The organism is Streptomyces sp. NPDC017202 (assembly GCF_044331705.1).
Classification (GTDB): Bacteria; Actinomycetota; Actinomycetes; order Streptomycetales; family Streptomycetaceae; genus Streptomyces.
In genome coordinates this window covers 357,457-379,566 of sequence record NZ_JBIRNP010000004.1, presented here as the reverse complement: position 1 = coordinate 379,566, position 22,110 = coordinate 357,457, and the positions used below count along the sequence as shown (strand labels likewise).

Sequence of the window (22,110 nt, the reverse complement as noted above, 5' to 3'; positions counted from 1 at the left end):
TCACACGGCGCGCACGGCATCGTCGCGCGCCCCCGGTGCGGTGCGGCCCCCGTACGGCCCGCCCAGCCCCCACCCCTGGTGCAGGGCCTTCGCGAAGGCCGACGCCAGCCGGTGTTCGCCGTTCGCGTTCGGGTGGGTGCCGTCGTAGGTGTCGGTGGCGATGTCCCAGGTCTCCGGGACCGGGGCCAGGAGGAGGGGGGAGGACGGCTCGTCCAGGTCGGCGGCCGTCTTCGCGAGGAGTTCGTTGAAGCGGGAGACCTGTGCGGCGAACGGCTCGTCCTGCGCGGCCCGGATGTTGGGGATCACCGGCAGGAGGACCATGCCGACCTTCGGGTTCGCCGCCCGCGCCTGCTCCACGAAGGCGCGGACGTTCTGCGCGGTCTGCTCGGCGTTGGTGTAGAAGCCGAGGTCGATCAGGCCGAGGGAGACCAGCAGGACGTCCGCCCGGCAGTCGCGGACCGCGTCGCCGACGAGCGGGGCCATGTGCAGCCAGCCCTCGCCCCAGCCGGCCAGGTGGCGGCGGGGGAAGCCGGGATCGGCGTACGCCAGCGACGTGGGGGCGTCCGCCGCCTTGTCGTACAGCGTCTCGCGGGGGCCGACGAGCGTGACCGGCCCCCCGTACGTCGCGCACAGGTGCCGCCACAGGCGGTGACGCCAGGTGTGCTCGCCCGCGCTGCCGATCGTCATCGAGTCGCCGACGGGCATGATCCTGAGCATCCGCTCATCATGAGGGATGGGAGTGGCGCGTGGGATGTGAGCCGGACCACGAGTCCGTGGCGCGTGGGATGTGAGCCGGGCCGCGCGTCCGTGACGCGCGGGACGAGGGTCCGCCCGGGAGTCCGCAACGCGTGGGCGGGATGGCAGGCTTGGGGGCATGCGCCGACCGTTCGCCCTCCTCGCCGGGGCCCTGCTCGTGGGTGCGCTCGCCGCGCCCGCCTCCGCCGCCGACGGCGACAAGAGCTTCACGATCGAGGACTCCAGGATCACCGAGTCCAGCGGTCTGGCCGCCTCCCGGCAGCACCCCGGCGTCTACTGGACGCACAACGACAGCGACGACGGCCCCTACCTCTACGCCGTCGACGGCTCCACGGGCAGGACGGTCGCCCGCCTCACCCTCACCGGCATCGGCACCCCGCGCGACGTCGAGGCGATCTCCATCGGCCCGGGCAACCGGATCCTCGTCGGGGACATCGGCGACAACCTCGGCGGCACCTGGCCGTACGTGTGGATCTACGAGCTGCCCGAGCCGAAGGAACTCAAGGACGCGACCGTGCGCGCCACGCAGTACGTCGTGACGTACTCCGACGGCGCCCGGGACGCCGAGTCGCTGCTCGTCCACCCCAAGACGGGGCGCGTCTACATCATCGACAAGAAGGAGGACGGCGGCCACCTGTACGAGGGTCCGGCGCGTCTCTCCGCCTCGGGGAGGAACGTCTTCCGCCCCGTCGCCCCCATCGACCTGTGGGCCACCGACGCCGCCCTCTCCCCGGACGGCGAACGGCTCGCCGTGCGCGGCTACTTCGGCGGCATCGACTACGACTGGAACGCCGGCGTCCCCAAGCGGCTGGGCCGCCTCGACGTGCCGTTGCAGCGGCAGGGCGAGTCCGTCACCTTCTCCGCCGACGGCTCGAAGCTGATGTACGGCACCGAGGGCGCCGGCAGCGAGGTCCAGGCGGAGGACGCGCCCGGGGACGGGTCGTCCAGGTCGCCTTCGGGAGGCGGGACTTCGGCCTCGTCCGATGAGGGCGGGGACTCCGGGACGAGCGGGAGCGTGAAGGTGGGCGCGGTCGCGGTGGCGGTCCTGTGCCTGGCCCTGTTCGGTCTCGGCCGGCTGCGGCGCAGACGCTGAGGGGCCCGTCCCCGCCGCGGGCGGAGCCGGAGTGCACCAGCTGACGTCGACCATCTTGACGTGTCCATGTGATCCCCTCTTCCATGGAGGCGCGGTTGTGGGAGCGCTCCCACTCTTTCCGGGCCGCACCCCGAAAGGAAGCAGCGACATGTTCCGCACCCTGCGCAGAGCACTGTGCACGGCCGCCGCCGCACTCCTGCTGCCACTGATCCCCCTGGCCGCGGCCCCGCAGGCGCAGGCCGCGGACGCCGGCGGAGCCGGGTACTGGCACACCAGCGGCCGCCAGATCCTGGACGCGTCCGGACAGCCGGTCCGCGTCGCCGGCATCAACTGGTTCGGCTTCGAGACCTCCAACAACGTCGTCCACGGCCTGTGGGCCCGCGACTACAAGAGCATGATCGACCAGATCAGGACGACGGGGTACAACACCCTCCGGATCCCGTTCAGCGACGACATCCTCAAACCCGGCGCCATGCCCAACAGCATCGACTTCTCCGCCGGGAAGAACGCCGACCTGCAGGGACTCACCTCCCTCCAGGTGCTGGACAAGATCGTCGGGTACGCCGGCCAGACCGGCGTCAAGGTCATCCTGGACCGGCACCGTCCGGACGGGGCCGGCCAGTCGGCGCTCTGGTACACCGCGGCGGTCCCGGAGTCGACGTGGATCGCCAACCTCAAGGCGGTGGCCGGGCGTTACGCCGGCAACCCCGCCGTCGTCGGCATCGACCTGCACAACGAGCCGCACGACCCCGCCTGCTGGGGCTGCGGCGACACGACGAGGGACTGGCGGCTGGCGGCCCAGCGCGCCGGGAACGCCGTCCTCTCCGTCAACCCGAACCTGCTGATCTTCGTGGAGGGCGTGCAGACCTTCGAGGGGGTCTCCGGCTGGTGGGGCGGCAACCTGATGGGGGTCGCCCGGTACCCGGTCCAGCTCGACGTCCCGAACCGGGTCGTCTACTCCGCCCACGACTACGCGACCAGCGTGGCCCAGCAGAGCTGGTTCAGCGACCCGTCGTTCCCCGCGAACATGCCCGGCGTCTGGGACAAGTACTGGGGCTACATCTTCAAGCAGAACATCGCCCCCGTGTGGGTGGGCGAGTTCGGCACGACCCTCCAGTCGACGGTCGACCAGAAGTGGCTCGCGGCACTGGTGGACTACCTGCGGCCCACGTCGACGTACGGCGCCGACTCCTTCCACTGGACGTTCTGGTCCTGGAACCCCAACTCCGGTGACACGGGCGGCATCCTGAAGGACGACTGGCAGACCGTGGACACGGTCAAGGACGGCTACCTGACGAGCGTCAAGGCACCGGGCTTCGCGCCGGGGACCGGGAGCGGAGACCCCGGCGACCCGGGCAACCCCGGTGACCCGGGCGGCGGTACGGCGGCCTGCACCGCCGCGTACACGGTCAGCAGCGACTGGGGCGGCGGCTTCAACGCCGACGTGAAGGTCACCAACACCGGTACCAAGGCCATCAGTTCGTGGAAGGTGACCTGGACCTGGTCCGGCTCCCAGAAGGTCACCAGCATGTGGAACGCGTCGTACACCCAGGCCGGCTCGACGGTCACCGCGACGAACGCCGCCCACAACGGGGCGCTCGCGGCGGGCGGTTCGGCGAGCTTCGGCTTCGGCGCGGCGCCGGGGGGCGGGAGCGTGCCGAGCGTGAGCTGCACGGCGGGCTGAGCTGTACGGCGGCGTGGGCGGTGCGCCGTAGGCAGGGGTGTCCGGTGGGGGCCGGGCACCCCTGGGGGTTCTTCCGGTCCAGCGGCCGATGGGCCGGTTCCGCGAGGGCATTCCGGTCCGGCCGGGACTTCTCCGACGTCCGTGACGGCGGGCTCTCGCCGAACGCGCCGGTCACTGCGCCGGGCGCAGCGCGTCGGCGTAGAGCGCGAACAGGCGGGGGGCGGGGGCCTGCCCTGCCGGCGGGGCTTCGCGCAGGCGCTCCCAGCAGTCGGCTGCCAGGCGGCGGGCGCGGGTTCCGGGCCATGGCTGGGGGAGGAGCTGCGGCGGCAGGAGCGGGTCGGGATCCATCGCCGCGGTGAACCGAGCGGCGAGCTCGACGGCCGTGGTGAGCCGCTCGGCGTCCTGCGCACGCGGCCCCTCGGCGAGCCGCGTCAGGCGTGCTTCGGCGAAGGTGGCGAGGGCTTCGTGCCGCTGGGCGATCTCGGCGAGGGGCCACAGCGCGGCGGCCAGCGCGCGGGGGTCGGTGGTGTCGCCGATCCGCAGGTCGGTGGTGGTCAGTCGGGTGAGGGTGTGGAGTACGCCGAGATCGCGGGCCTGGGCTTCGACGAGTTCGGCGACGGGGTTGGCGGTGACGTACAGGCCGCTGTGGACGGACGCGGCGCCGAGGTGGCGCAGGTGCTCGCGCAGGGTGTCGCGGGCGGTCCGGCGTGATTCGGGGACGGCGAAGGCGAACAGGTGCCAGGTGCCGTCCCAGGGGGCGAGTCCGGCGTCCTGCCGGTAGGCGTGGCGGACGTGGGCCGCGTCGGGTGCCAGGGATCCGGTGCCGTCGGCCACGGTGTGGAGGGTGGCTTTCCGGCCGCGTCCTTCCTGTGTGAACCGGCCTTCGGCGACGAGGCGTTTGACGCACAGCCTGATCTGCTGGTCGCTCATGCCGAGCAGGCCGGCGACGGTGTACAACTCGCCGGTGTCGACGGTGCCGTCCTCGCGGACCAGGGCGTGCACGAGCAGCCGGGTGGGGATCTCCGGCCCGTCGTCCGCGTTTCCGGCCGGGGTCGGGGTGCTGTTCACCGTGTCCTCCGTTCGTTCGTCGCGTCCGCCGGGGTGACCGGGCGGTGCATGGTGGTGACCGCGCCGAAGCCCATCGGGCCACGCAGCCAGGGGGTCCGCTCGGTGCGGTGGGCGGTGAAGCCGTGCCGTTCGTAGAGTGCCTTGGCGCGGGGGTTGGCGTCGATGACGTCCAGGCGGATCCGGCGGCAGCCCCGGTCGGCGGCGACGGCCCCGATCTCCCGCAGGAGGAGGCTGCCGACGCCCTTGCCCCGGTGCGCCGCCCCGACGGCGATGCCGTCCATGACCAGTTCGCCCGCGGCGGGGGTGCGTTCGAACAGGGCGAGGACCGCCAGCCGGGGCAGGCCGCGGAAGCAGCCGTAGGCGGACAGGACGTCCCGCACGCCGCCGCCGGTCAGGGCGCGGCCGCCGAGCCGGTAGCCGGCCACGCCGACCACTTTGCCGTCGGCGAGCGCGACGACGCCCCGGTCGTGGTGGAGGTGATCCGCCAGGAACGCCCGCCCGGTGCCGGGTGGGCCGAGCGCCGGGGCCAGCTTGCGGCCGAACGCTTCCCAGTACAGCGCCGCCACCTGTTCCTCGCTGCCTTCGGGGATGCCTCTGCGCACCACCGGCTCGCTTCCCGCTGAGTGCTGGGCATCGCCTGCTGTCGTCCGCACATCGCTCCTTCGTCGTCCACGGGACCACCTTGCGTGAACGATGGTAATACGTTCATTCTCAGAACGAGCGTTTTTGTTACGAACGATATGGGGGCCGGGATGTTCCGGACACGGGGTGGGCCGATGCGACGCGGGTGGCGCCGGGCGGTGTGGGCGTTGGTGGGGGTGCTGCTGGCGGCCGCCGGACTCACCGGGGTCGTGGTGTGGCAGAACACGTACGCGCTACAGGAGGAGAAGGTCTCGCTCCGGCACGACGGGAAGGTCCTCCAGGGCGTGCTCGCCCTGCCCGAGACGGGTGACGGACCGTTCGGGCTGGTCGTCTTCGTCCACGGCGACGGGCCGGTCGACGCGACGCACGAGACGTTCTACCGGCCGCTGTGGGAGTCCTTCGCCCGCGCGGGGTACGCCTCGCTGTCGTTCAGCAAGCCGGGGGTCGGGGGATCGGAGGGGGACTGGCTGGACCAGAGCATGACGGACCGGGCCGACGAGACACTGGCCGCCGTGCGGTGGGCCCGGAGCCGCCCCGACATCGACGACCGACGCATCGGGCTCTGGGGGGCGAGCCAGGCGGGCTGGGTCCTGCCCAAGGTCGCCGCGAGAGATGGCCAGTTGCAGTTCGTCATCGCCGTCTCCCCGGCCGTCAACTGGCTGCGGCAGGGCCGCTTCAACCTCGTCGCCGAACTGGAGCGGGACGGGGCCGGCGCCGAGCGGACGAACGCGGCGCTGCGCCGCCGGGAGACCACCCTGCGCCTGCTGGACGGGGGAGCGTCCTTCGCCGAGTACCGGGCCACCGTCGGGGACGTGGAGGGCATGACGAGCGCGCGGTGGGCGTTCGTCGCCAGGAACTACCGCTCGGACGCGACCGCCGACCTGCGCGCCGTGCGCGGCACTCCGGTCCTGCTGGTGCTGGCGGGCCACGACGTCAACGTGGACGTCGCCGAAACCGAGGCCGTCTACCGCGAGGTCCTGCCGGCGGAGTCCCTGACGGTCGCCCGCTATGCGGACGCCACCCACTCCCTGGTCGACCACGACCTGGAGAACTCCGAGTGGCGCCTGACGCTGACCGCCGTCCTCGCGCCCCGCCAGCTGTACACCGGCCGGTTCCTCGCGGACCAGGCCCGGTTCGTCCAGCGGCGACCGGTCGTCGGGGAGGCGCCGTGACTCCCCTCGGAGCGACGACGGGCGTGACATCCCGGCGAGGGATCAGTGCGTGCGGCGGTTGCCGCGACGGACGCCGCCCGCGGCAGGGCGCCGGCCGCCGGCGGTTCGGCGAGCTTCGGCTTCTGCGCAACGCCGGGGGGCGGGGGAGCACCTGGCGTGAGCCGCACGGCGGCCTGAAAGGCGTCACGGTCCGAGGACGTACGGGCGCACCACGTCCTCGTCGGTCCGCCAGGACGGTGGTGCGGGCGGGGGCGGGGTCGCCCAGCAGGCCTCGTCGCAGGGGAAAGGCGGATAGCGGCCGGTGGCGCGGGAGCGCTTGGACCAGCGGCGCCAGCGGGCGTCGTGGGGGTTCGGCAGCCGCCAGACGTAGGGGTCGGGCTGCCGGACCTCCCGCGCGAGGTCGACCGGCGGGGGTTCGCCGCGTCGTGGCCGGGTGAACAGGCGGGCGACCGCGTCACAGAGCAGCCGGAACATGCTCCCGCTCCTGCTGCTGTGCCTCCACCGGTGAGAACCGGGCCCACACGTGTTTCGTGTACGGCTCCTGCCGGCACCCCCAGGCGTCGGCCAGCGCCGCGACGAGCGCGAGGCCGCGACCGCCCTCCTCGTCCGGGCCGGAGTAGTGGAGCCGGGGGAGCCGGTCCCGGTCGGGGTCCGCGACCTCCAGGACCAGTTCGGTCCCGTGGAGGGTCAGCGTGACCTCGACCCGGGCGTCGGAGACGCGGCAGTGGGCCACGGCGTTGGTGACGAGTTCGTTGGCCAGGAGGGTGATCGAGTCGGCGAGTTGGCCGGTGACACCCCAGTCGGCGAGGGCCTTGCGGACGCGTTGGCGGGCGTCGGGGACGTGCCGTCGGTGTTTGGGGATGCGGAAGGTTTCGGTCGCGGACATGGGGGTGCCGTACCTCCTGACGTGTCGTCAAGATGCTGAACTGAAAGCGTCGGACTCCCATGAGGCTAGAGGTGCAGAAAATTGATCCGCAACTAATCCAGGTGCATACATGCTGTTGGATATATGTTCGGTTGCTTCATGCTCTACAGTTTGGCTGCGACAGAGAGGGGGTCGGGGTGCCTGTAGGTGGACGACCGACCGTGCGCAGCAGGCGACTTGGCGCTGCGCTCAAGACGTACCGGCTGGCGGCGAAGATGGACCAGGTCCAAGCCGCCGAGGTGATCGCGGCACACCAGACCAGGGTCAGTCGCATAGAGACCGGGCACGTCTCCGCCCGCCCCCTCGAAATCCGGGCCATGCTGGACGCGTACGGGGTGCGTGATTCCGAAGTACGCGAAAAGCTTGAGGAATTGGCTCGTCAGTCAAAGCGCCGGGGCTGGTGGCTGGAGCACGCGGCGCATCTCCGGCCGGACTACCTCGACCACATCGCGCTGGAGGACGACGCCACCTATATCCGCGAGTGGCAACCCGTCATGGTGCCGGGATTGTTGCAGACGCCGGCCTACGCGGAAGCGGTTATCGCCGGTGGTCCCCACTACATCGATCCCGAACGGGTTGCCCAGCTGGTGAAGGTGCGCGTGGGACGGCAGGCGAAGATCGAGGAGGGTGGGGCGTCGTACACGGCCATCCTCTGGGAATCAGTCGTCGCGCATCCGCTGGTGAACATCGAGATCCACCGGGAGCAGTTGTCCGCGATCCTGGAGATCGGAAAGCGGAAGAACGTCACCGTGCAGGTGCTGCCGTTCAGCGCGGGTGTCCTGGCCGGCTACTCCTCCGCCTTCTACTCCTTCAGCTTCGACGAGGAGCCGACGGTCGAAGCGGTCGCCATGGACAATCTGCGAGGTGCGTCGGTCCTCGAAGGGGCCGAGGACCTTGCCGCTTACGCCAACGCATACGACCTACTACGATCGTCGGCGTTGGCGCCGGATGCGAGCGCGAAGCTCATCCGGGGCGTACTGCGGAACTTGAAGGAAGACGCATCGTGACCGAGGTTATAAGCCCCTTCCGGAAGTCGTCGTACTCGGGACAGGAGAACGCTTGCGTCGAGGTCGCCGACACTGCCGCCGAGGGCCGTGCTGTCCGTGACAGCAAGTGGCAGGACGGTCCGTTGATCGTGGTCTCCGGTCGGAGCTGGCGGTCGTTCCTGGGGCAGTTCACGCAGGGAGAAGCGGCGCGGTGACCTGAGCGGTGGGCCCCCTCATGTCGCCCCCGTCCAGACAACGGCCCGTCCGGAGCTGTCCGGACGGGCCTTCCTGCGCCGATGCGGCCTGGTGGGTGACTACTTCAAGTGGCCGATCCCGTCGGTGGTGACGGTCGGACGCGCGGCCGTGCTGGATCCGCTGTGCGTGCGGGGAGGTCAGCCCACGAGGGCGACGGGGGCGTCCCAGGCGTTGCGGTCCACGGTGATCGTGTAACCGCCGCGGGTCTCCTTGCTGTTGACCATGTACTGGTGGCCGCGGCTGTGGTTCGTGTACAGCTTCGGGTCCCACGGCCAGTCGGTGGTGGTGGTGTTCTTCTTGTCCCACAGGGCGTACCAGAGGTTGCCCGGCAGATCCGTCTTGTTCGTCGCGGTGGCGATCGCCTTGGCGCTGGAGCTGCTGAAGCCGTAGAGCCCGGCGCGGTACGTCTTGGCTCGCAGGGTCTTGGTGAAGGAACGCACGTACATCAGGGTGGCGTCGTTGCACGCCTTGTTCGTGATGTCGTACGACTCCATGTTGAGGTAGATGGGGCTGCCGGGCTTCATGCCGAGTGCGGACGCCTTGGCGACGGCGTCCTCGGCGTTGCTCTTGCCGAGGGCGGCTGCTGTGGTGGCGGTGAACCTCTCCGGGTTCCTGCTGGTCTGGCAGGGCGGCTGGGCGCCGACGTAGAGGGGGATGAGCTTCCAGCCGGCCGTGTTGACGGACTTCACCCAGGACGCGGTGAGGTTGGCCTGGGTGCAGCCGCGGTTCTTGCCGCCGATGTAGACGGCGGCGGCGCCGTAGAAGCCGTCGCTCTTCCACGCCTTCATCGCGGCCTGCGAGGGCGCGGTGCAGGTGTCGAAGGCCCGGCCGGTGTACGTCTTCTGGGCGGGCCAGGTGGTGGCCGCCATCGAGGTCTGCGCGGCGATCCCGGCCCCGGCCACGACCACGACGCCCGCCGTCGACCAGGCTATGTAGCGGCCTTTTCTGGACATCCGGTGACTGGACAATTCCCACCCCATGTGAAAAGCGGCCCACGGCCGCAGCTGGTACGCCTGCAAGGACTGGCGCTCGCGGCCACACGGTGGCGTGGGTGCGGCGCTCGGCGACGCCTGCAACGGGCGCGGCATGGCCCCGGCGTTCGGGGCGTTCCGCACTTTATCCAAGTTCTGATGCCGGTTGGCTCCTGGGCATGACTTTTTGCCACTGCGGAGGGCGGGGCAGGCAGCAGCTCGCCACAACTGGCTGGGTGGTGAACGGCGTTCCGCCGAGATCCTCACCGGCCTGACGCTGACGGGTGCGCGCCTGTACGACCCGGTGAACCGCCCCGGGATCGGTGGAGGCTCCGGAGTGTCCTGAGTTTGGTGGAGTCGCCGGCCGCGACAGCACGCGGCAGGACGGGTCGCTGATCGCCGTCTCCTGTTGGATCCGGCAGGCGTTCTCGGAGCGGTTCGGGTAAGTGGTGATGAGGACGGTCAGCCGGGCCGGCCTCGGGTCGGTGCGTGCCGCGCGGCGGTGATCACGTCATGTGCTTCGGCTCCGTACACCGCGGATTCTCTCAGCGTGTTCCACACCCGTAGATACGTCGCGATGTTGTCGGAATCGTCCAGCCACAGCTCCGCGTGCCAGTCCTCGACGACCACCCTCCGTTCGTCGTAGACCCAGAATCCGTTCCCCGGACAGATCTTGAGGGCGGCTGCCAACGGCACGACGCCGGGTTCCACCGCGTCCGGGCCCATGGCGCTCGTGAGCCGGTCGAGCTGGGCGGCCGGTACCGGAGGTGGGCACACCAGCGTGTGCGGGGCGGCTTCCCACATCGGGATCCGGTACGTCCTGCCGGTGGTCCCGTCATGTCGGGAACCGGAGTGAGTGGCCGTCAGTTTCCGTTGTCGAGTTGGATGTGCTCGATGTCGTTGTCCAGGAAGGTGGTCAGGTCCCGGGCTTCGGTGTGGACGGCTTCTCGTTCCAGGGCGGTGAGGGGGCGCAGGGAGCTGATGCGGAGTCGGTGGTCGCGCACGGCCCAGGTGGCGGTGACGCGTCCGTCGACAAGGACGGTGCGATGGCCCGCGACGGACAGACCGAGGTGGGGGGCGTCGATGATCCGGCTGCGGTCGTGGTAGCCGAGGACGGCGTTGTCGAAAGCCGGGAGGAACCGGACGGGGGCGGGGGTGTCGGGGTGGGGGCGGGGCGCGTCGGGCAGGTCGAGCAGTTCGCGGCCGCGTTCGTCACGGAAGGCGACGAGTTCCTCTCGGGCGGCTTTGACGGCGGCGGGAAGGCCGGCGAGGCCGCACCAGGCACGTAGGTCCGCGCTGGCGGCGGGCCCGAATGCGGCGAGGTAGCGGTGCAGCAGTTGCTGTCCGACGGGATCACTGCCATCGGAGGGCAGGGGGTCGACGTCCCGTTCCAGCCAGGTGCTCAACGGCAGGTTGCGTACGCCGGCGGTCTGGTGCCACAGGCCGCGGGGCGGGAGCTGGGCCATGGGGACGAGGGCTGCGACGAGCAGCTCGCCCAGGACCCGGCGTGGTGGACCGGGCCAGCGGTCTTCGAGAGCCTGCACGAGCTCGGTCATGGTGCGGGGCTGCTGATCCGCCATGACCGCGCGGCCGGCGGCGGCTACCTCGTCCACGTCGATGCCGGCCAGTTCGCGCCGGTAGGTTCCCAGCACTCGCCGGCGCAGCATGGTGTCGTGGCGGGCTCGCCAGGTGAGCGCGTCGTCGGCGGTGACGAGGTGGACGGTGCGGCGCATCAGGTGGGTGCGCACCACCACGCGGCCGGTCAGCGCGTCGTCCAGTTGCCGAGGCTTGAAGTCGGACAGGCGGGACCACAGCCCGGTGAAGGGTTCCTGGGGTTCCTGCGCCTGCAGGCCGCACAGATGGGCCACCGCCTCCGGCACGGATGTGTCGCTGCGCTCGAGCAGGTGCTGGCGGGCGAGGGTGGCGCGGTTGAGGGCACGGGCGTCAAGGACGGTCATGGCATCCTCACGCGGCGGCTCGCTCGTGGGACGGGCGTCGGCGCAGGTCCGTGTGGGTGGGTGAGGGAGGGGTGAAGGAGACGTCCAGAGGGTCGATGTCGGTTTGTCACGGTGTCCCGTCTTCCTTCCGCTGCCGTACGTTGTTCGGTGCCTGCGCCGTCCGGGCCGCCCGCATCGCTGCGGCGGCCCGGACGGCGCAGGCGCGTCAGGCCGGTCGGCCGGTTCAGCCGTTGTAAGCGGCGGTGACGTCCAGGACCCAGGTGATGCCGAAGCGGTCGGTGAGCATGCCGTAAAGCGGTGCCCACTGCGCAGGCTCCAGCGGACGCACGATGCTCGAGCCCTCGGCTAGCTTGCCCCACAGGACACTGATCTCCTCGGCGTCGTCGCCACGCACGGAGACGAAGAACGGGTTCTCGCCCTGGTTCCAGGGCAGCTGCGAGGGCACGTCGTAGGCCATGACGTGGAAGCCGTTGTCGCCGGCCACCTCGCCCCACATCACCCAGTCCGCCTCGTTCTCGTCCTGCACGGCGCCCGCGTCCTTGTAGGTGACCGCGACCGTACGTCCGCCGAAGACGGACTGGTAGAAGTCCAGCGCCTCACGTGCAGTGCCCCGGAAGTTCAGGTGGGTGGTGGTCGTGACGGACATGACCTGCTCCTTGTTTCATGTGACGAATACGCCGCCGACCGTCCAAGTCCAGTGGCGGCTGCCGTGACCAGGAGAGGTGCCTCCCGAACGGCTCGTGTGCCACGATGGCGGAGGTAGAGGACAGGGTGTGTCCGGTACTGCAAGGAGATGGGTGTCGTGCATAAAACGTCCTCACGGCTGCTCGCGCTGCTCTCGCTGCTTCAGACACACCGTGACTGGTCCGGCGAGGCTCTCGCGGGACGTCTCGACATCACCTCGCGCACCGTGCGCCGTGACATCGACCGCCTGCGCGAACTCGGCTACCCGATCACCACCGTCAAAGGACCGGCCGGCGGCTACCGGCTGGAGGCCGGCACTCACATGCCGCCCCTGCTGTTCGACGACGGCCAGGCCGTCGCCCTGGCCGTCGCGCTGCAGACCGCGGCCGCCGGCACCACCGTCGCCGAAGACGCCTCCCGCGCCTTGGCCACCCTCCGCCAGGTCATGCCACCCCGCCTGCGCCACCGCATCGACCTGCTGCGAGTCACCGCTGTCCAGCCGCCCGCGGCTCGTGACACCCCCCGGGTCGAGGCTCAGGTCCTGATGGAACTGAGCCGCGTCGTCCACGCCCGCGAGGAACTGCGCTTCGACTACGCCCCGAGTTCGAGCACCCCGGCCGACAACCCCCGCCGAGTGCAACCCCACCACCTGGTCACCTGGCGTCATCGCTGGTACCTCGTGGCCTGGGACCTCCATCGCGAGGACTGGCGCACCTTCCGCGTCGACCGCATCCGGCCCCGCACACCCACCGGCCCCCGCTTCGCCCCGCGTGAACTTCCCGGCGGGGACGTCTCCACCTTCATCACCAGCCGGTTCCGCGGCAACGACGGCACCACCACCGACTGGCCGTGCCAGGGCGAAGTCGTCCTCCGCCTCCCGGCCGCCGACGTCGCACCCTTCGCCCAGGACGGAATCGTCGAGGAACTCGGCTCCCACCACTGCCGACTCACCCTCGGCTCCTGGTCGTGGACCGGACTCGCCACCGACATCGGACGCTTCGACACCGATATCGACGTCATCGGCCCGCCCCAACTGGCCGCCGCGTTCAAGGACCTCGCCGCCCGTTACGCCCACGCCGCACGCACCACAAGACCAGAGACCGGCCCGGCGCGGTGAGAACGGAACTCACCACGCCGCTCAGGCCCTCCGAACCTCCGGGGCCGACCCGACGCCCGGATACACGCGATGGGGACTGCAGCAGGGCTCGGTGACACCTGATCACGCAGCAGTCCCGGGTGGTGCGTCCGGTTTCCCATCGCAAGTCACGGCCCCGCACCGCTCGGAAGGGAAAGGTCCGTGACCGTCACGCTCGACAGCACATCGCTCATCCGTACCAGGGACCCGAAAGGGCTGCTCAACGCCGTCCAGCCCCACATCGGGCACCTGAGCGTCAACGTTCTGGACGGCGGCATGAGCCTGTGGGACCGCGAGGTCGCCCTGCTGCTGCGCGACCACACCATGGTCCGGGACATGGCGGAACGCGTCCTCGGGAACGCCGTCATGTACACCATCGGCTGCATGGAGCACCCCGAAGTGCACCTCGGTGTCGGCAAGCTCGTCGACATCGGTGTCCACCAGCTCATCCTCGACACCCCGGTCTGGTGGGCCCTCTGCGAGGTCTGCAACGAGGGCCGGTACAAGCACCACGCACCGTTCGTCGAGCGCCGCCGCGACGGCCTGTGCCTGCGCACCGCGGACTTCCTGAAGTCCATCGGCTTCGCCGTCGACGAGGAGTTGTGGGCCATCGACGGCACGGACTGCTCGCCGTGCGACAACAAGGTCCCCGACAGCCACTGAACCGCCCGGCGCCGATCCCTGCCCTCGTTCCGTCCCGAGGGCAGGGTGGCTGCTCCCCGAGAAGAGGAACACCCGCTGTGCCCGTTCCGCACGACATCCCCGCCGAGACCGAACTGTGGGACGCCTACGCCGAGTCCGCGTTCAAGGACGACGCCGAGCCGGTGTTCGGGTGGACGCAGTACGCCGGTCACGGCCCCGGTCCGGAACTGCTCGGCGCCCCGCGCAGCGTGCTGGAGATCGGGTGCGGCACCGGCCGCGCCCTCGCCCACCTCGCCCTGCGCGGTATCACCGCACACGGCGTCGATCTCTCCCCGGCCATGGTGAAGAAGAGCACCGAGCGGTGGGCGGGTACCGGCGCCGTCTTCGCCTGCGGTGAGGTTCTGGAGTGGCTTGCCGTCCCCGGCCGGACGTACGACGCCGTCTGTTCCGTCTTCGGCGCCGCGTGGTTCACCGACCCGGGCCGCCTGTTCCCGCTCGTACGGGCGCGGCTCAATCCGGGCGGGGTGTTCGTGTTCTCGCAGCCGCCCGCCATCCCGGGCGCGTACGGCCCGCAGGGCATGTACAAGGGCGGCTTCGCCGGGAGGGCCATGTTCACCTACCGCTACAGCTACCGCCCGGCCGTCTGGGAGCGCCTGCTGACGCGGGACGGGTTCGCCTCGGCCGAAGCGCGGGTGCTCGACGCCCCGGTGCCCGGCCACATCGGCACCCTGATCGTCCGCGCGGAGACGGCATCCTGAGCCTTGGTGGTCTCCGTACGGCGAGGGGCGCCCGGTGACCCACCGGGCGCCCCTCGCCGTCGTACAGGGAACCGCTACAGCTGCTCGATGACGTAGTCGACGCACTTCGTGAGGGCCTCGACGTCCGCCGGGTCGATCGCCGGGAACATGGCGACGCGGAGCTGGTTGCGGCCGAGCTTGCGGTAGGGCTCGGTGTCGACGATGCCGTTGGCGCGCAGGACCTTGGCGACGGCCGCCGCGTCGACCTCGTCGGTGAAGTCGATCGTGCCGATGACCTGGGAGCGCTTGGCCGGGTCGGCGACGAAGGGGCTCGCGTGCTTGGACTCCTCCGCCCACGCGTACAGGCGGGTCGAGGAGTCCTTCGTGCGGGCCGTGGACCAGTCCAGGCCGCCCTGGCCGTTGATCCACTCCAGCTGCTGGTTGAGGAGGAACAGCGTGGCCAGGGCCGGGGTGTTGTACGTCTGGTTCTTGCGGGAGTTGTCGATCGCCGTGGGCAGTGAGAAGAACTCCGGGATGTGGCGGCCGGACGCGTGGATCCGCTCCGCGCGCTCGATCGCGGCCGGGGAGAACACGCCGATCCACAGGCCGCCGTCGGAGGCGAAGGACTTCTGCGGGGCGAAGTAGTAGACGTCCGTCTCGGCGATGTCGACCGGCAGGCCGCCCGCGCCCGACGTGGCGTCGACCAGGACCAGCGCGCCCTCGTCGGCGCCCGCCACCCGCTTGATCGGGGCCGCGACACCGGTCGAGGTCTCGTTGTGGGTGAAGGCGTACACGTCGACGCCGGCCTCGGCCCGCGGGTCGGGGTGCGTGCCCGGGTCGGAGGAGACGACCGTCGGCTCGGCCAGCCACGGCGCCAGCTTGGCGGCCTTGGCGAACTTGGAGCTGAACTCGCCGAAGGTCAGGTGCTGCGACTTGTTCTCGATCAGGCCGTGCGTCGCGATGTCCCAGAAGGCGGTGGAGCCGCCGTTGCCGAGGACCACCTCGTAGCCCTCGGGGAGCCGGAACAGCTGGGAGATGCCCTCGCGCACCTGGCCGACCAGGTTCTTCACCGGAGCCTGTCGGTGGGAGGTGCCCAGCAGGGACGTGCCGGTCGCGGCCAGCGCGTCCAACGCTTCCGTCCGCACCTTGGAGGGGCCCGCGCCGAAACGACCGTCGGCGGGCTTGATGTCAGCGGGAATCTGGATCTCAGCCACGGACGGGAGCCTAGCGGCTCCGTGAAACCCGGGCGAAACGTCGTCCGGCCGCTGAGACACCGAGGGGGAGGTGCGGGGGGCCCGTTTCCCCCCGCACCGGACGGCTCAGCCGCGCAGGTTCACCGGCAGCTCGTACAGGTCGTTCTGCGTCACCACCGGCTTGTTGCGCAGCTCCGACGCCGGGACCGCCAGGTCCAGGCCGGGGAAACGCGCGTAGAGGGCGGGCAGTGCCACGCCCGCCTCCAGGCGGGACAGCGCCGCTCCGGGGCAGACGTGCGGGCCGTGACCGAAGGCGATGTGACGGTTGGCCGTGTCGCGGGTGATGTCGAAGACGCCCGCCGACGGGCCGTGCGCCTCCTCGTCGCGGCCGATCGCGGCGTACGACACGATCAGCGCGTCCCCGGCCGGCAGCACCCGGTCCCCGACCGGCACGTCCTCGGTGGCGAAGCGGATCAGGACGTGGGAGGTCGGGGTGGCGTAGCGCAGGGTCTCCTCCACCACCGCCGACCAGTCCGCCTCGCCGGACAGGACCAGGGCCCGCTGCTCGGGGTGGAGCGAGAGGTTGACGACGGCGTTGACGATCAGCGAGATCGTCGTCTCGTGGCCGGCCGCGACCATCAGCTGGAGCGTGGAGACGATCTCCTCGTCGGTGAGGCGGTCGCCGTCCTCGGACGCCGCTATCAGCGCGGACGTCAGGTCGTCGCCGGGGTTCTCGCGCTTCTCGGCGACCGCCGCCGCCATGATCCCAGCCAGCTCGGTCAGCGTCGCCACGACCTCGGCCGGCGGGGTCTGCGTCGAGAAGAACTTCTCGAACAGCTCCTTCAGACGCGGCAGCCGGTCCTCCGCGAGCCCCATCAGGTCGGCGATCACGTACATGGGCAGCGGGTAGGCGAACTCGGCCTTCAGGTCCACCGGGCCGGCCGGCAGCTCCGCGAGCCGGTCGAGCAGGCCCTCGGTCAGCTCGGCGATCCGCCCGCGCATCCGCTCCACCCGCCGGGGCGTGAGCGCCTGGGCGACCAGCGTGCGCAGCCGGCGGTGGTCCGCGCCGTCCACCGTCAGCATGGACCGGCCCGGGTTGGCCAGCCCGATCAGCGGCCAGTCGGGGGCGATCTCGCCGCGCTGCCAGGCGCCCCAGACGTTGATGTCCTTGACGATCCTGGGGTCGGTCAGCAGCCGCTTCGCCTCGGCGTGGCGGGTGACCGCCCACACCGGCACGCCGCCCGGCAGTTCCACCGCGGCGAGCGGACCGGCGGCCCGCAGCGCGGCGCTCTCCCCGTCCAGGTCGGTGACGAAGGGGTCGAGGGCGATGCGTTTGTGCTCCGTACCGTTCGGCGCGTCCGTAGCAGCCGTCATGAGAGCGTGCCTCCAAGGGCGGGGGTGGGGGTGAACGTCACCGGCAGTTCCGTCAGACCGCGCAGCCACGGCGACGGACGCCGGGTCAGGGAGTCCGCCGGTACGGCGAGGTCGATGTCCGGCAGCCGGTCCAGGACGACCTCGATGGCCGTCCGCGCGATGACCTCGGCGATCTCCTGCGCCGGGAACGGGCAGCGGTGCTCACCGTGGCCGAAGGAGAAGTGCGCGCTGTTGCCGCCGGTCAGCGCCGAGCCGTCGGTGCGCACCTGGGGATCGGAGTTGGCGCCCTGGAGGCCGAGCAGCAGCAGGTCGCCCGCGTGGACGTGGCGCCCGCCCAGATGGGTGTCGCGGGAGGCCCAGCGGCCGGCGACGTTCTGGGTGGGGGCGTCCTCCCACAGCACCTCGTTCATGGCCTCGGCGACGCTGTTGCGGCCGCCGAACAGGGAGGCCGCGAACCGGCTGTCCGTCAGCATCAGCCGCAGCGAGTTGCCGATCCAGTCGGCGGTCGGCTGGTGGCCGGCCGCCATCATCACCATCAGGTCCTGGACGATCTCCTCGCCGGTGAACCCGGAGGGGTCGGCGAGCATCCGCGAGACCACGTCGTCGGCCGGGGCCTGCGTGCGGTCGGCCACCAGCCGCATCATCGACGTGAACAGGTGGGTCTGGCCCGCCAGGGCCCGCTCCCGGCCGTCGATCATGTCGTTGAGCGCGGTGACCAGGGCCGGGCCCTCGTCGTCGGCGAAGCCGTAGAGGCGGGCCAGCACCCGCACCGGCAGCAGCATCGCGTACTCGCCGACGATGTCGGCCCGGCCGCGCGGACAGATGCCGTCGATCAGCTCGTCGGCGAACTTCTCGGCGTACCGGCGCAGTTCGAACGCGTCGACCGCCTCCAGCGCGTTGCCGAGCATCGCGGCCCGTTCGCGGTGCCGCTCGCCGACCGTGTACAGGATCGACGCCTGCTTGCGGCCGATCATCGGCAGCAGCGGCCAGTCGTCGGGGATGGCGTCCCACTGGCTCCACAGCTCGGAGTCACGGCTGAAGAGCACCGGATCGCCGGTGACCTGGTGCAGTTCGCGGTAGCCGAGCACCAGCCAGGCCGGTACGTCGCCGTCCAGCAGCACCGGTACGACGGGACCGTGCTCGCGCCGCATCTCCCGGTACACCCGGGTCGGGTCGTCCTGGAGCAGGGCGCCGCTGAGGAGGACGGGGGCGGGGGCGGCGGTCACACCAGCTCCTGGGGAAGGGCGGGGGCGGAGTCGGGGGCGGCGTACAGGGCCTGGATGTGTTCCACCAGGGAGATCAGCACCAGCTTGCTGGACGCCCGGGACCGCGCGTCGCAGGTGACCAGCGGCACGTGCGGGTCGAGGTCGAGGGCCTCGCGGACCTGCTCCGGGGCGAAGGCCGGGCCGCCGAAGTCGTTGCAGGCCACGATGAACGGCGTGCCGTGCTTCTCCAGGCGGTCGATGGCGTACCAGGAGTCGTCGATCCGCCGGGTGTCGACGAGCACGACCGCGCCCAGCGTCCCGGAGAACAACCGGTCCCACAGGAACCAGAACCGCTCCTGGCCGGGCGCGCCGAACAGGTACAGCACGTTGTGCGCGTCGAGGGTGATGCGGCCGAAGTCGAAGGCGACGGTGGTCGCGGTCTTGCCGCGCACGCCGCTCAGGTCGTCCACGGCCTCGCCGGCCTGGGTCATCGTCTCCTCGGTGTTGAGGGGACGGATCTCGCTGACCGAGCGGACCATCGTCGTCTTGCCGGCGCCGAAGCCGCCCACGACCACGATCTTGAGGCCGTTGTCGGCCGACGCGCGAAGTGGCGTGCGCGTCTCAGAGGTTGCGGAGTCCAACGAGCACCTGCTCCAGAATGTCGGGGTCGAGTACGGCGGCCTTGCGGGGGTGACGGGCACTGACCCGGCCCGAGGCGAGCAGGTCGGACAGCAGGATCCTGGTGATGCTCACCGGCAGCCCCAGCTCCGCCGCGATCTCGACGACCGCGGTGGGACGGTCGGTCATCCGCAGGATCGCCGCGTGCTCCGACTGCATGCCCGGCGTCGGATCGCACTCGGCGACGACCAGGGTCACCAGGTCGAAGGGACTGTCCGGGCCGGGCCGGCTGCGCCCGCCGGTGAGCGTGTACAGCCGGTCGGGCGCGTCGTCCCTGCCGGGCCTGCTCATGAGCTGCGCGGCGGGGCGGTCAGGTGCTCCCCGAGCTGCTCGACCAGTTCGCTCATGTTGTGGCCGACGAGGCCGGGGTCCGCGTCCTCGGTGGTGACGACGGCCAGGTGCGCGCCCTCACCGGCCTCCACGATGAACAGCACGCCCCCGTAGAACTCGGTCATCGCCGACCGGACGCCTCCGCTGCCGTCCCCGAACTCCACGGACGCGCCGTGCGACAGCGACTGGATGCCGGCGGCGATCGCCGCGAGCTGGTCGGCCTGGTCGTTGGACAGCTCGGGCGTACGGCACAGCTTCAGGCCGTCACGGGACAGCACGAGGGCGTGCCGAGTGCCCGGCGTGCGCGTCAGCAGGCCCTCTATCAGCCAGGTGAGCTTCTCGTCGGCGGTCGTCGTGCCGGTCATGAGGTGGGGTCGCCTTCCAGGTGGTTCTGCGCGTGCGGGGAGCGGGGGGTGGTGGGTTCGGGGGCGGTGTCGTCACCCCGGCCGGGCGGGGCGACGACCGGGGCGACGGTGGCGTCCCGCGCGTGCGGGGCCGCGGGGGCGTCCGGGGCGACGGTGGTGTCCCGCGCGTGCGGGGCCGCGGGGGCGTCCGGGGCGACGGTGGTGTCCCGCGCGTGCGGGACCGCGGTGGCGTCCGGGGCCGCGGTGGTGTTCTGCGCGTCCGGGGCCGCGGTGGTGTGCGGGGCTGCCTCCGCCTCCGGGGCGGCCACGGGTCCGGCGGGGGTGCGTGAGGCGTCCGGGGCGTCCGCAGTGGCCCCGGGGCCGGCGGTGCTCCGGGCGTCCGGGGGACCGGCCGGGTCCTGGGGCGGTGTGGGCGCGGAGCCGCGTACGGCCTGGCGGAAGTCGCTGAAGCGGGAGGCGCGGGCCCGGGTCTCCTCGGCCGTGGGGGCGGGGCGCGGCGTCGCGGCACGGCTGCCGGACCGGGCGCGCTCGGCCTCGGCGAGGGTGCGGCCGCGCCGGCGGCGGGGCAGTCCGAGCGCCGCCGCGTCCGGGGTGCGGCTGCCGTCCCGGTCCGCGGACTCGTGCCGGGGCAGCGGTTCGGGGTCCGGGGATCCGGCGGCGGCCAGTGCGGCGGCGTAGTCGGCCGGGGGGGCGGGCTGCGCGGCGTCCGTCGCGCCGGCCGGTGCCACGGCCGGGCGGGCGCCGCCGCGCCGGGGAAGCCGGTCGGGGGCGCCGGGCGCGGACCTGGGGGCCGGGACGTGGCCGGTGGGCGGTGCGGGGGCCGGGGCGGGCCGGGCCGGGGCGGCCGGAGTGACCGACGGGGCGGACACGGCGGGCGGGGCGGGCACGAGGGGCGTGCCGGGCGTGCCGTCCTGGGACACGAGGATGTCCTGCGGGATGAGCATCAGCACGCCTGTGCCGCCGCGCGCCGAGGGGCGGTAGGAGACCTTCATGCCGTACCGCCGGGCCAGCCGGCCGACGACGGCGAGGCCGAGGCGGGTGCCGGTGAGGCCGCCGATCCCGGCCGTCTCGCCCGAGACCGCGGCCTCGGCGCGCCGGAGCTGGGCCTCGCTCATGACGAGGCCGCTGTCCTCGACGGACACGATGACCCCGGCCGGCACCTCCTCCACGTACACGTGGACCTCGGCGGTCGGCGGCGAGAAGTTGGCCGCGTTGTCGAGGAGTTCGGCGAGCGCGTGCATGACGCCCTCGGCGGCGTGCCCGGCGACGGCGGTGTCGCTGGCGGAGTGGACGCGCACGCGCTGGTAGCCGCCGATGCGGCCCATGGCGCCGCGCAGGATCGACTCCATCGCGATGGGCCGGGCCCAGCGGCGGCCGGACCGGGCGCCGGTCAGGACGGCGACGGAGTCGGCGAGCCGGCCGGCCTGGGCGGTGCGGTGGTCGAGGTGGAGGAGGTCGGCGAGGACCTCCTCGTCGGCGTGCTTCTCCTCCATCGCGCGCAGGTCGGCCAGCATGCTGGTGGCCAGGGCCTGCATGCGCCCCGCGGCGTTGGCGGTGGCGGAGAGGGCGGCGGCCCGCGCGCTGGTGGCCTCCCGCAGCCGGGCGGCGAGCCGGGCGTTGCCGTCGGTGAGGCGGTCGCGTTCCTCGCCGAGGCGGGCCACCTGCGCGGTGTGCCCGTCGGTGAGCCGGGTCAGTTCGGCGGCGTGCTCCGCGGCCAGCCGGGCCAGCTCGGCGGTGTGCTCCTCGGTGAGGCGGGCCAGTTCCGCCGTGTGCTCGGCCGTGCGGCGGTCGTGCTCGACGGCCAGGGTCTCGGCGTGCAGGGCGCGTTCCCGCTCCAGTTCGGCCGCCAGCCGGGCCTGTTCCCGGGCGAGGTCGCCGGTCAGCCGTTCGTGCTGACGGCGGGAGTCCTCACCCAGCCGGGCACGTTCCTGGAACAGCCGGCCGAGGTCCTGGTTGGCGGATGCCAGCCGGGCGCGGGCCAGCCGCGCCGTCTGCCTGCCGTGCGCGGCCGCGGTGACGGCCGCGCAGAGCAGCAGGGCGGCCACCGCCCCGGTCAGCGCCACCGCTCCGCGCGCGGAGGCCGGTGCCAGCGCGGCGGCCGCGGCGACCGCGACCCCGGCCGCGGCCGCGGTGAGAGCGAAGGCGGGCAGCAGGTTGCGAAAGGAGGGGCGGTCGCCGGGGAGGGCGGGGGAGGTCATCAGTCGAATCCTCGGTCGGGTCCGCGGGCGTTCACCGGAGATCCGGGCCGGCCCTCGGG

At 72.0% G+C, this 22,110-nt stretch carries 23 protein-coding genes and 1 pseudogene; 8 read left to right on the top strand and 16 right to left on the bottom strand.

Going from position 1 to position 22,110, the window contains the following annotated elements; all coding sequences use genetic code 11:
* Positions 1-717, bottom strand: a complete 717-nt coding sequence (locus tag ACH4N1_RS11760) for an SGNH/GDSL hydrolase family protein (protein WP_398096442.1) — start codon at positions 715-717, stop codon at positions 1-3.
* Between the two features lie 157 nt (positions 718-874).
* Here ACH4N1_RS11760 and ACH4N1_RS11755 point away from each other — a divergent pair, with 157 nt between their 5' ends.
* Together ACH4N1_RS11755 and ACH4N1_RS11750 are read left to right on the top strand one after the other, a co-directional pair.
* Positions 875-1,849, top strand: coding sequence for a WD40 repeat domain-containing protein (locus tag ACH4N1_RS11755; RefSeq protein ID WP_398096441.1), 975 nt, complete (start codon positions 875-877; stop codon positions 1,847-1,849).
* Between the two features lie 148 nt (positions 1,850-1,997).
* Positions 1,998-3,533: a cellulase family glycosylhydrolase gene (locus tag ACH4N1_RS11750; protein ID WP_398096440.1), complete on the top strand. Its 1,536-nt coding sequence runs from the start codon at positions 1,998-2,000 to the stop codon at positions 3,531-3,533.
* 171 nt (positions 3,534-3,704) lie between these two features.
* Here ACH4N1_RS11750 and ACH4N1_RS11745 read toward each other — a convergent pair whose 3' ends face one another.
* Both ACH4N1_RS11745 and ACH4N1_RS11740 read right to left on the bottom strand, forming a co-directional pair.
* Positions 3,705-4,601 (bottom strand): PaaX family transcriptional regulator C-terminal domain-containing protein, encoded by an 897-nt coding sequence (locus ACH4N1_RS11745; RefSeq protein ID WP_398096439.1) that lies wholly within the window; start codon positions 4,599-4,601, stop codon positions 3,705-3,707.
* Positions 4,598-5,254, bottom strand: a complete 657-nt coding sequence (locus ACH4N1_RS11740) for a GNAT family N-acetyltransferase (protein ID WP_398096438.1) — start codon at positions 5,252-5,254, stop codon at positions 4,598-4,600. Before ACH4N1_RS11740 ends, ACH4N1_RS11745 begins: the two co-directional genes overlap by 4 nt.
* A 123-nt stretch (positions 5,255-5,377) precedes the next feature.
* On the opposite strand from ACH4N1_RS11740, the gene ACH4N1_RS11735 reads away from it, so the two are divergent.
* Entirely contained in the window at positions 5,378-6,415 is a 1,038-nt protein-coding gene (locus ACH4N1_RS11735) for an alpha/beta hydrolase family protein (RefSeq protein ID WP_398096436.1), read from the top strand.
* A 183-nt stretch (positions 6,416-6,598) separates the two neighbouring features.
* Here ACH4N1_RS11735 and ACH4N1_RS11730 read toward each other — a convergent pair whose 3' ends face one another.
* Complete coding sequence (locus ACH4N1_RS11730) at positions 6,599-6,889, bottom strand: hypothetical protein (protein ID WP_398096434.1); 291 nt, start codon at positions 6,887-6,889, stop codon at positions 6,599-6,601.
* Positions 6,870-7,301, bottom strand: coding sequence for an ATP-binding protein (locus tag ACH4N1_RS11725; protein ID WP_398096433.1), 432 nt, complete (start codon positions 7,299-7,301; stop codon positions 6,870-6,872). The genes ACH4N1_RS11730 and ACH4N1_RS11725 overlap by 20 nt, the downstream gene beginning before the upstream one ends.
* Positions 7,302-7,501: 200 nt before the next feature.
* Between ACH4N1_RS11725 and ACH4N1_RS11720 the strand changes: the two genes are divergently transcribed.
* Positions 7,502-8,347, top strand: coding sequence for a helix-turn-helix domain-containing protein (locus ACH4N1_RS11720; RefSeq protein WP_398096432.1), 846 nt, complete (start codon positions 7,502-7,504; stop codon positions 8,345-8,347).
* Positions 8,344-8,541: a DUF397 domain-containing protein gene (locus ACH4N1_RS11715; protein WP_398096430.1), complete on the top strand. Its 198-nt coding sequence runs from the start codon at positions 8,344-8,346 to the stop codon at positions 8,539-8,541. The genes ACH4N1_RS11720 and ACH4N1_RS11715 overlap by 4 nt, the downstream gene beginning before the upstream one ends.
* A 177-nt stretch (positions 8,542-8,718) precedes the next feature.
* On the opposite strand, the gene ACH4N1_RS11710 is transcribed toward ACH4N1_RS11715, so the two are convergent.
* The 4 genes and pseudogenes from ACH4N1_RS11710 to ACH4N1_RS11695 all read right to left on the bottom strand — a co-directional run bounded on the left by ACH4N1_RS11710 (position 8,719) and on the right by ACH4N1_RS11695 (position 12,156).
* Complete coding sequence (locus ACH4N1_RS11710; RefSeq protein WP_398096428.1) at positions 8,719-9,549, bottom strand: glycoside hydrolase domain-containing protein; 831 nt, start codon at positions 9,547-9,549, stop codon at positions 8,719-8,721.
* A 465-nt stretch (positions 9,550-10,014) separates the two neighbouring features.
* Positions 10,015-10,377 (bottom strand): annotated as a pseudogene (locus ACH4N1_RS11705) (Scr1 family TA system antitoxin-like transcriptional regulator); the annotation flags it as partial.
* Positions 10,378-10,415: 38 nt separating this feature from the next.
* Positions 10,416-11,510, bottom strand: coding sequence for a winged helix DNA-binding domain-containing protein (locus ACH4N1_RS11700; protein ID WP_398096427.1), 1,095 nt, complete (start codon positions 11,508-11,510; stop codon positions 10,416-10,418).
* Positions 11,511-11,733: 223 nt separating this feature from the next.
* The gene (locus ACH4N1_RS11695) at positions 11,734-12,156 is read right to left on the bottom strand and encodes a VOC family protein (RefSeq protein ID WP_398096426.1); all 423 of its coding nucleotides are present in this window, start codon (positions 12,154-12,156) and stop codon (positions 11,734-11,736) included.
* Positions 12,157-12,303: 147 nt separating this feature from the next.
* On the opposite strand from ACH4N1_RS11695, the gene ACH4N1_RS11690 reads away from it, so the two are divergent.
* The 3 genes from ACH4N1_RS11690 to ACH4N1_RS11680 all read left to right on the top strand — a co-directional run bounded on the left by ACH4N1_RS11690 (position 12,304) and on the right by ACH4N1_RS11680 (position 14,729).
* Positions 12,304-13,311, top strand: a complete 1,008-nt coding sequence (locus ACH4N1_RS11690) for a helix-turn-helix transcriptional regulator (RefSeq protein ID WP_398096425.1) — start codon at positions 12,304-12,306, stop codon at positions 13,309-13,311.
* A 180-nt stretch (positions 13,312-13,491) separates the two neighbouring features.
* Positions 13,492-13,992, top strand: a complete 501-nt coding sequence (locus ACH4N1_RS11685; RefSeq protein WP_398096424.1) for a hypothetical protein — start codon at positions 13,492-13,494, stop codon at positions 13,990-13,992.
* A gap of 77 nt (positions 13,993-14,069) precedes the next feature.
* Positions 14,070-14,729 carry a class I SAM-dependent methyltransferase gene (locus ACH4N1_RS11680; RefSeq protein WP_398096423.1) on the top strand — a complete coding sequence of 220 codons (660 nt, stop codon included), beginning with the start codon at positions 14,070-14,072 and terminating at the stop codon, positions 14,727-14,729.
* 74 nt (positions 14,730-14,803) lie between these two features.
* Here the strand turns inward: ACH4N1_RS11680 and serC are convergent, their stop codons facing one another.
* From serC to ACH4N1_RS11645, 7 genes are all read right to left on the bottom strand, one after another.
* Positions 14,804-15,922, bottom strand: a complete 1,119-nt coding sequence (gene serC / locus ACH4N1_RS11675) for a phosphoserine transaminase (protein WP_398096422.1) — start codon at positions 15,920-15,922, stop codon at positions 14,804-14,806.
* Between the two features lie 105 nt (positions 15,923-16,027).
* Positions 16,028-17,275, bottom strand: coding sequence for a cytochrome P450 (locus tag ACH4N1_RS11670; RefSeq protein WP_398096421.1), 1,248 nt, complete (start codon positions 17,273-17,275; stop codon positions 16,028-16,030).
* Positions 17,272-18,501, bottom strand: coding sequence for a cytochrome P450 (locus ACH4N1_RS11665; RefSeq protein WP_398096419.1), 1,230 nt, complete (start codon positions 18,499-18,501; stop codon positions 17,272-17,274). The genes ACH4N1_RS11670 and ACH4N1_RS11665 overlap by 4 nt, the downstream gene beginning before the upstream one ends.
* Complete coding sequence (locus ACH4N1_RS11660; protein WP_398096418.1) at positions 18,498-19,121, bottom strand: GTP-binding protein; 624 nt, start codon at positions 19,119-19,121, stop codon at positions 18,498-18,500. Before ACH4N1_RS11660 ends, ACH4N1_RS11665 begins: the two co-directional genes overlap by 4 nt.
* Positions 19,102-19,449: a DUF742 domain-containing protein gene (locus ACH4N1_RS11655; protein ID WP_366060337.1), complete on the bottom strand. Its 348-nt coding sequence runs from the start codon at positions 19,447-19,449 to the stop codon at positions 19,102-19,104. Before ACH4N1_RS11655 ends, ACH4N1_RS11660 begins: the two co-directional genes overlap by 20 nt.
* A complete protein-coding gene (locus ACH4N1_RS11650) occupies positions 19,446-19,853 on the bottom strand; it encodes a roadblock/LC7 domain-containing protein (protein ID WP_363086752.1) in 408 nt (135 codons plus the stop codon). The genes ACH4N1_RS11655 and ACH4N1_RS11650 overlap by 4 nt, the downstream gene beginning before the upstream one ends.
* Positions 19,850-22,051 carry an ATP-binding protein gene (locus tag ACH4N1_RS11645; RefSeq protein WP_398096417.1) on the bottom strand — a complete coding sequence of 734 codons (2,202 nt, stop codon included), beginning with the start codon at positions 22,049-22,051 and terminating at the stop codon, positions 19,850-19,852. Before ACH4N1_RS11645 ends, ACH4N1_RS11650 begins: the two co-directional genes overlap by 4 nt.
* Positions 22,052-22,110 lie beyond the last annotated feature (59 nt).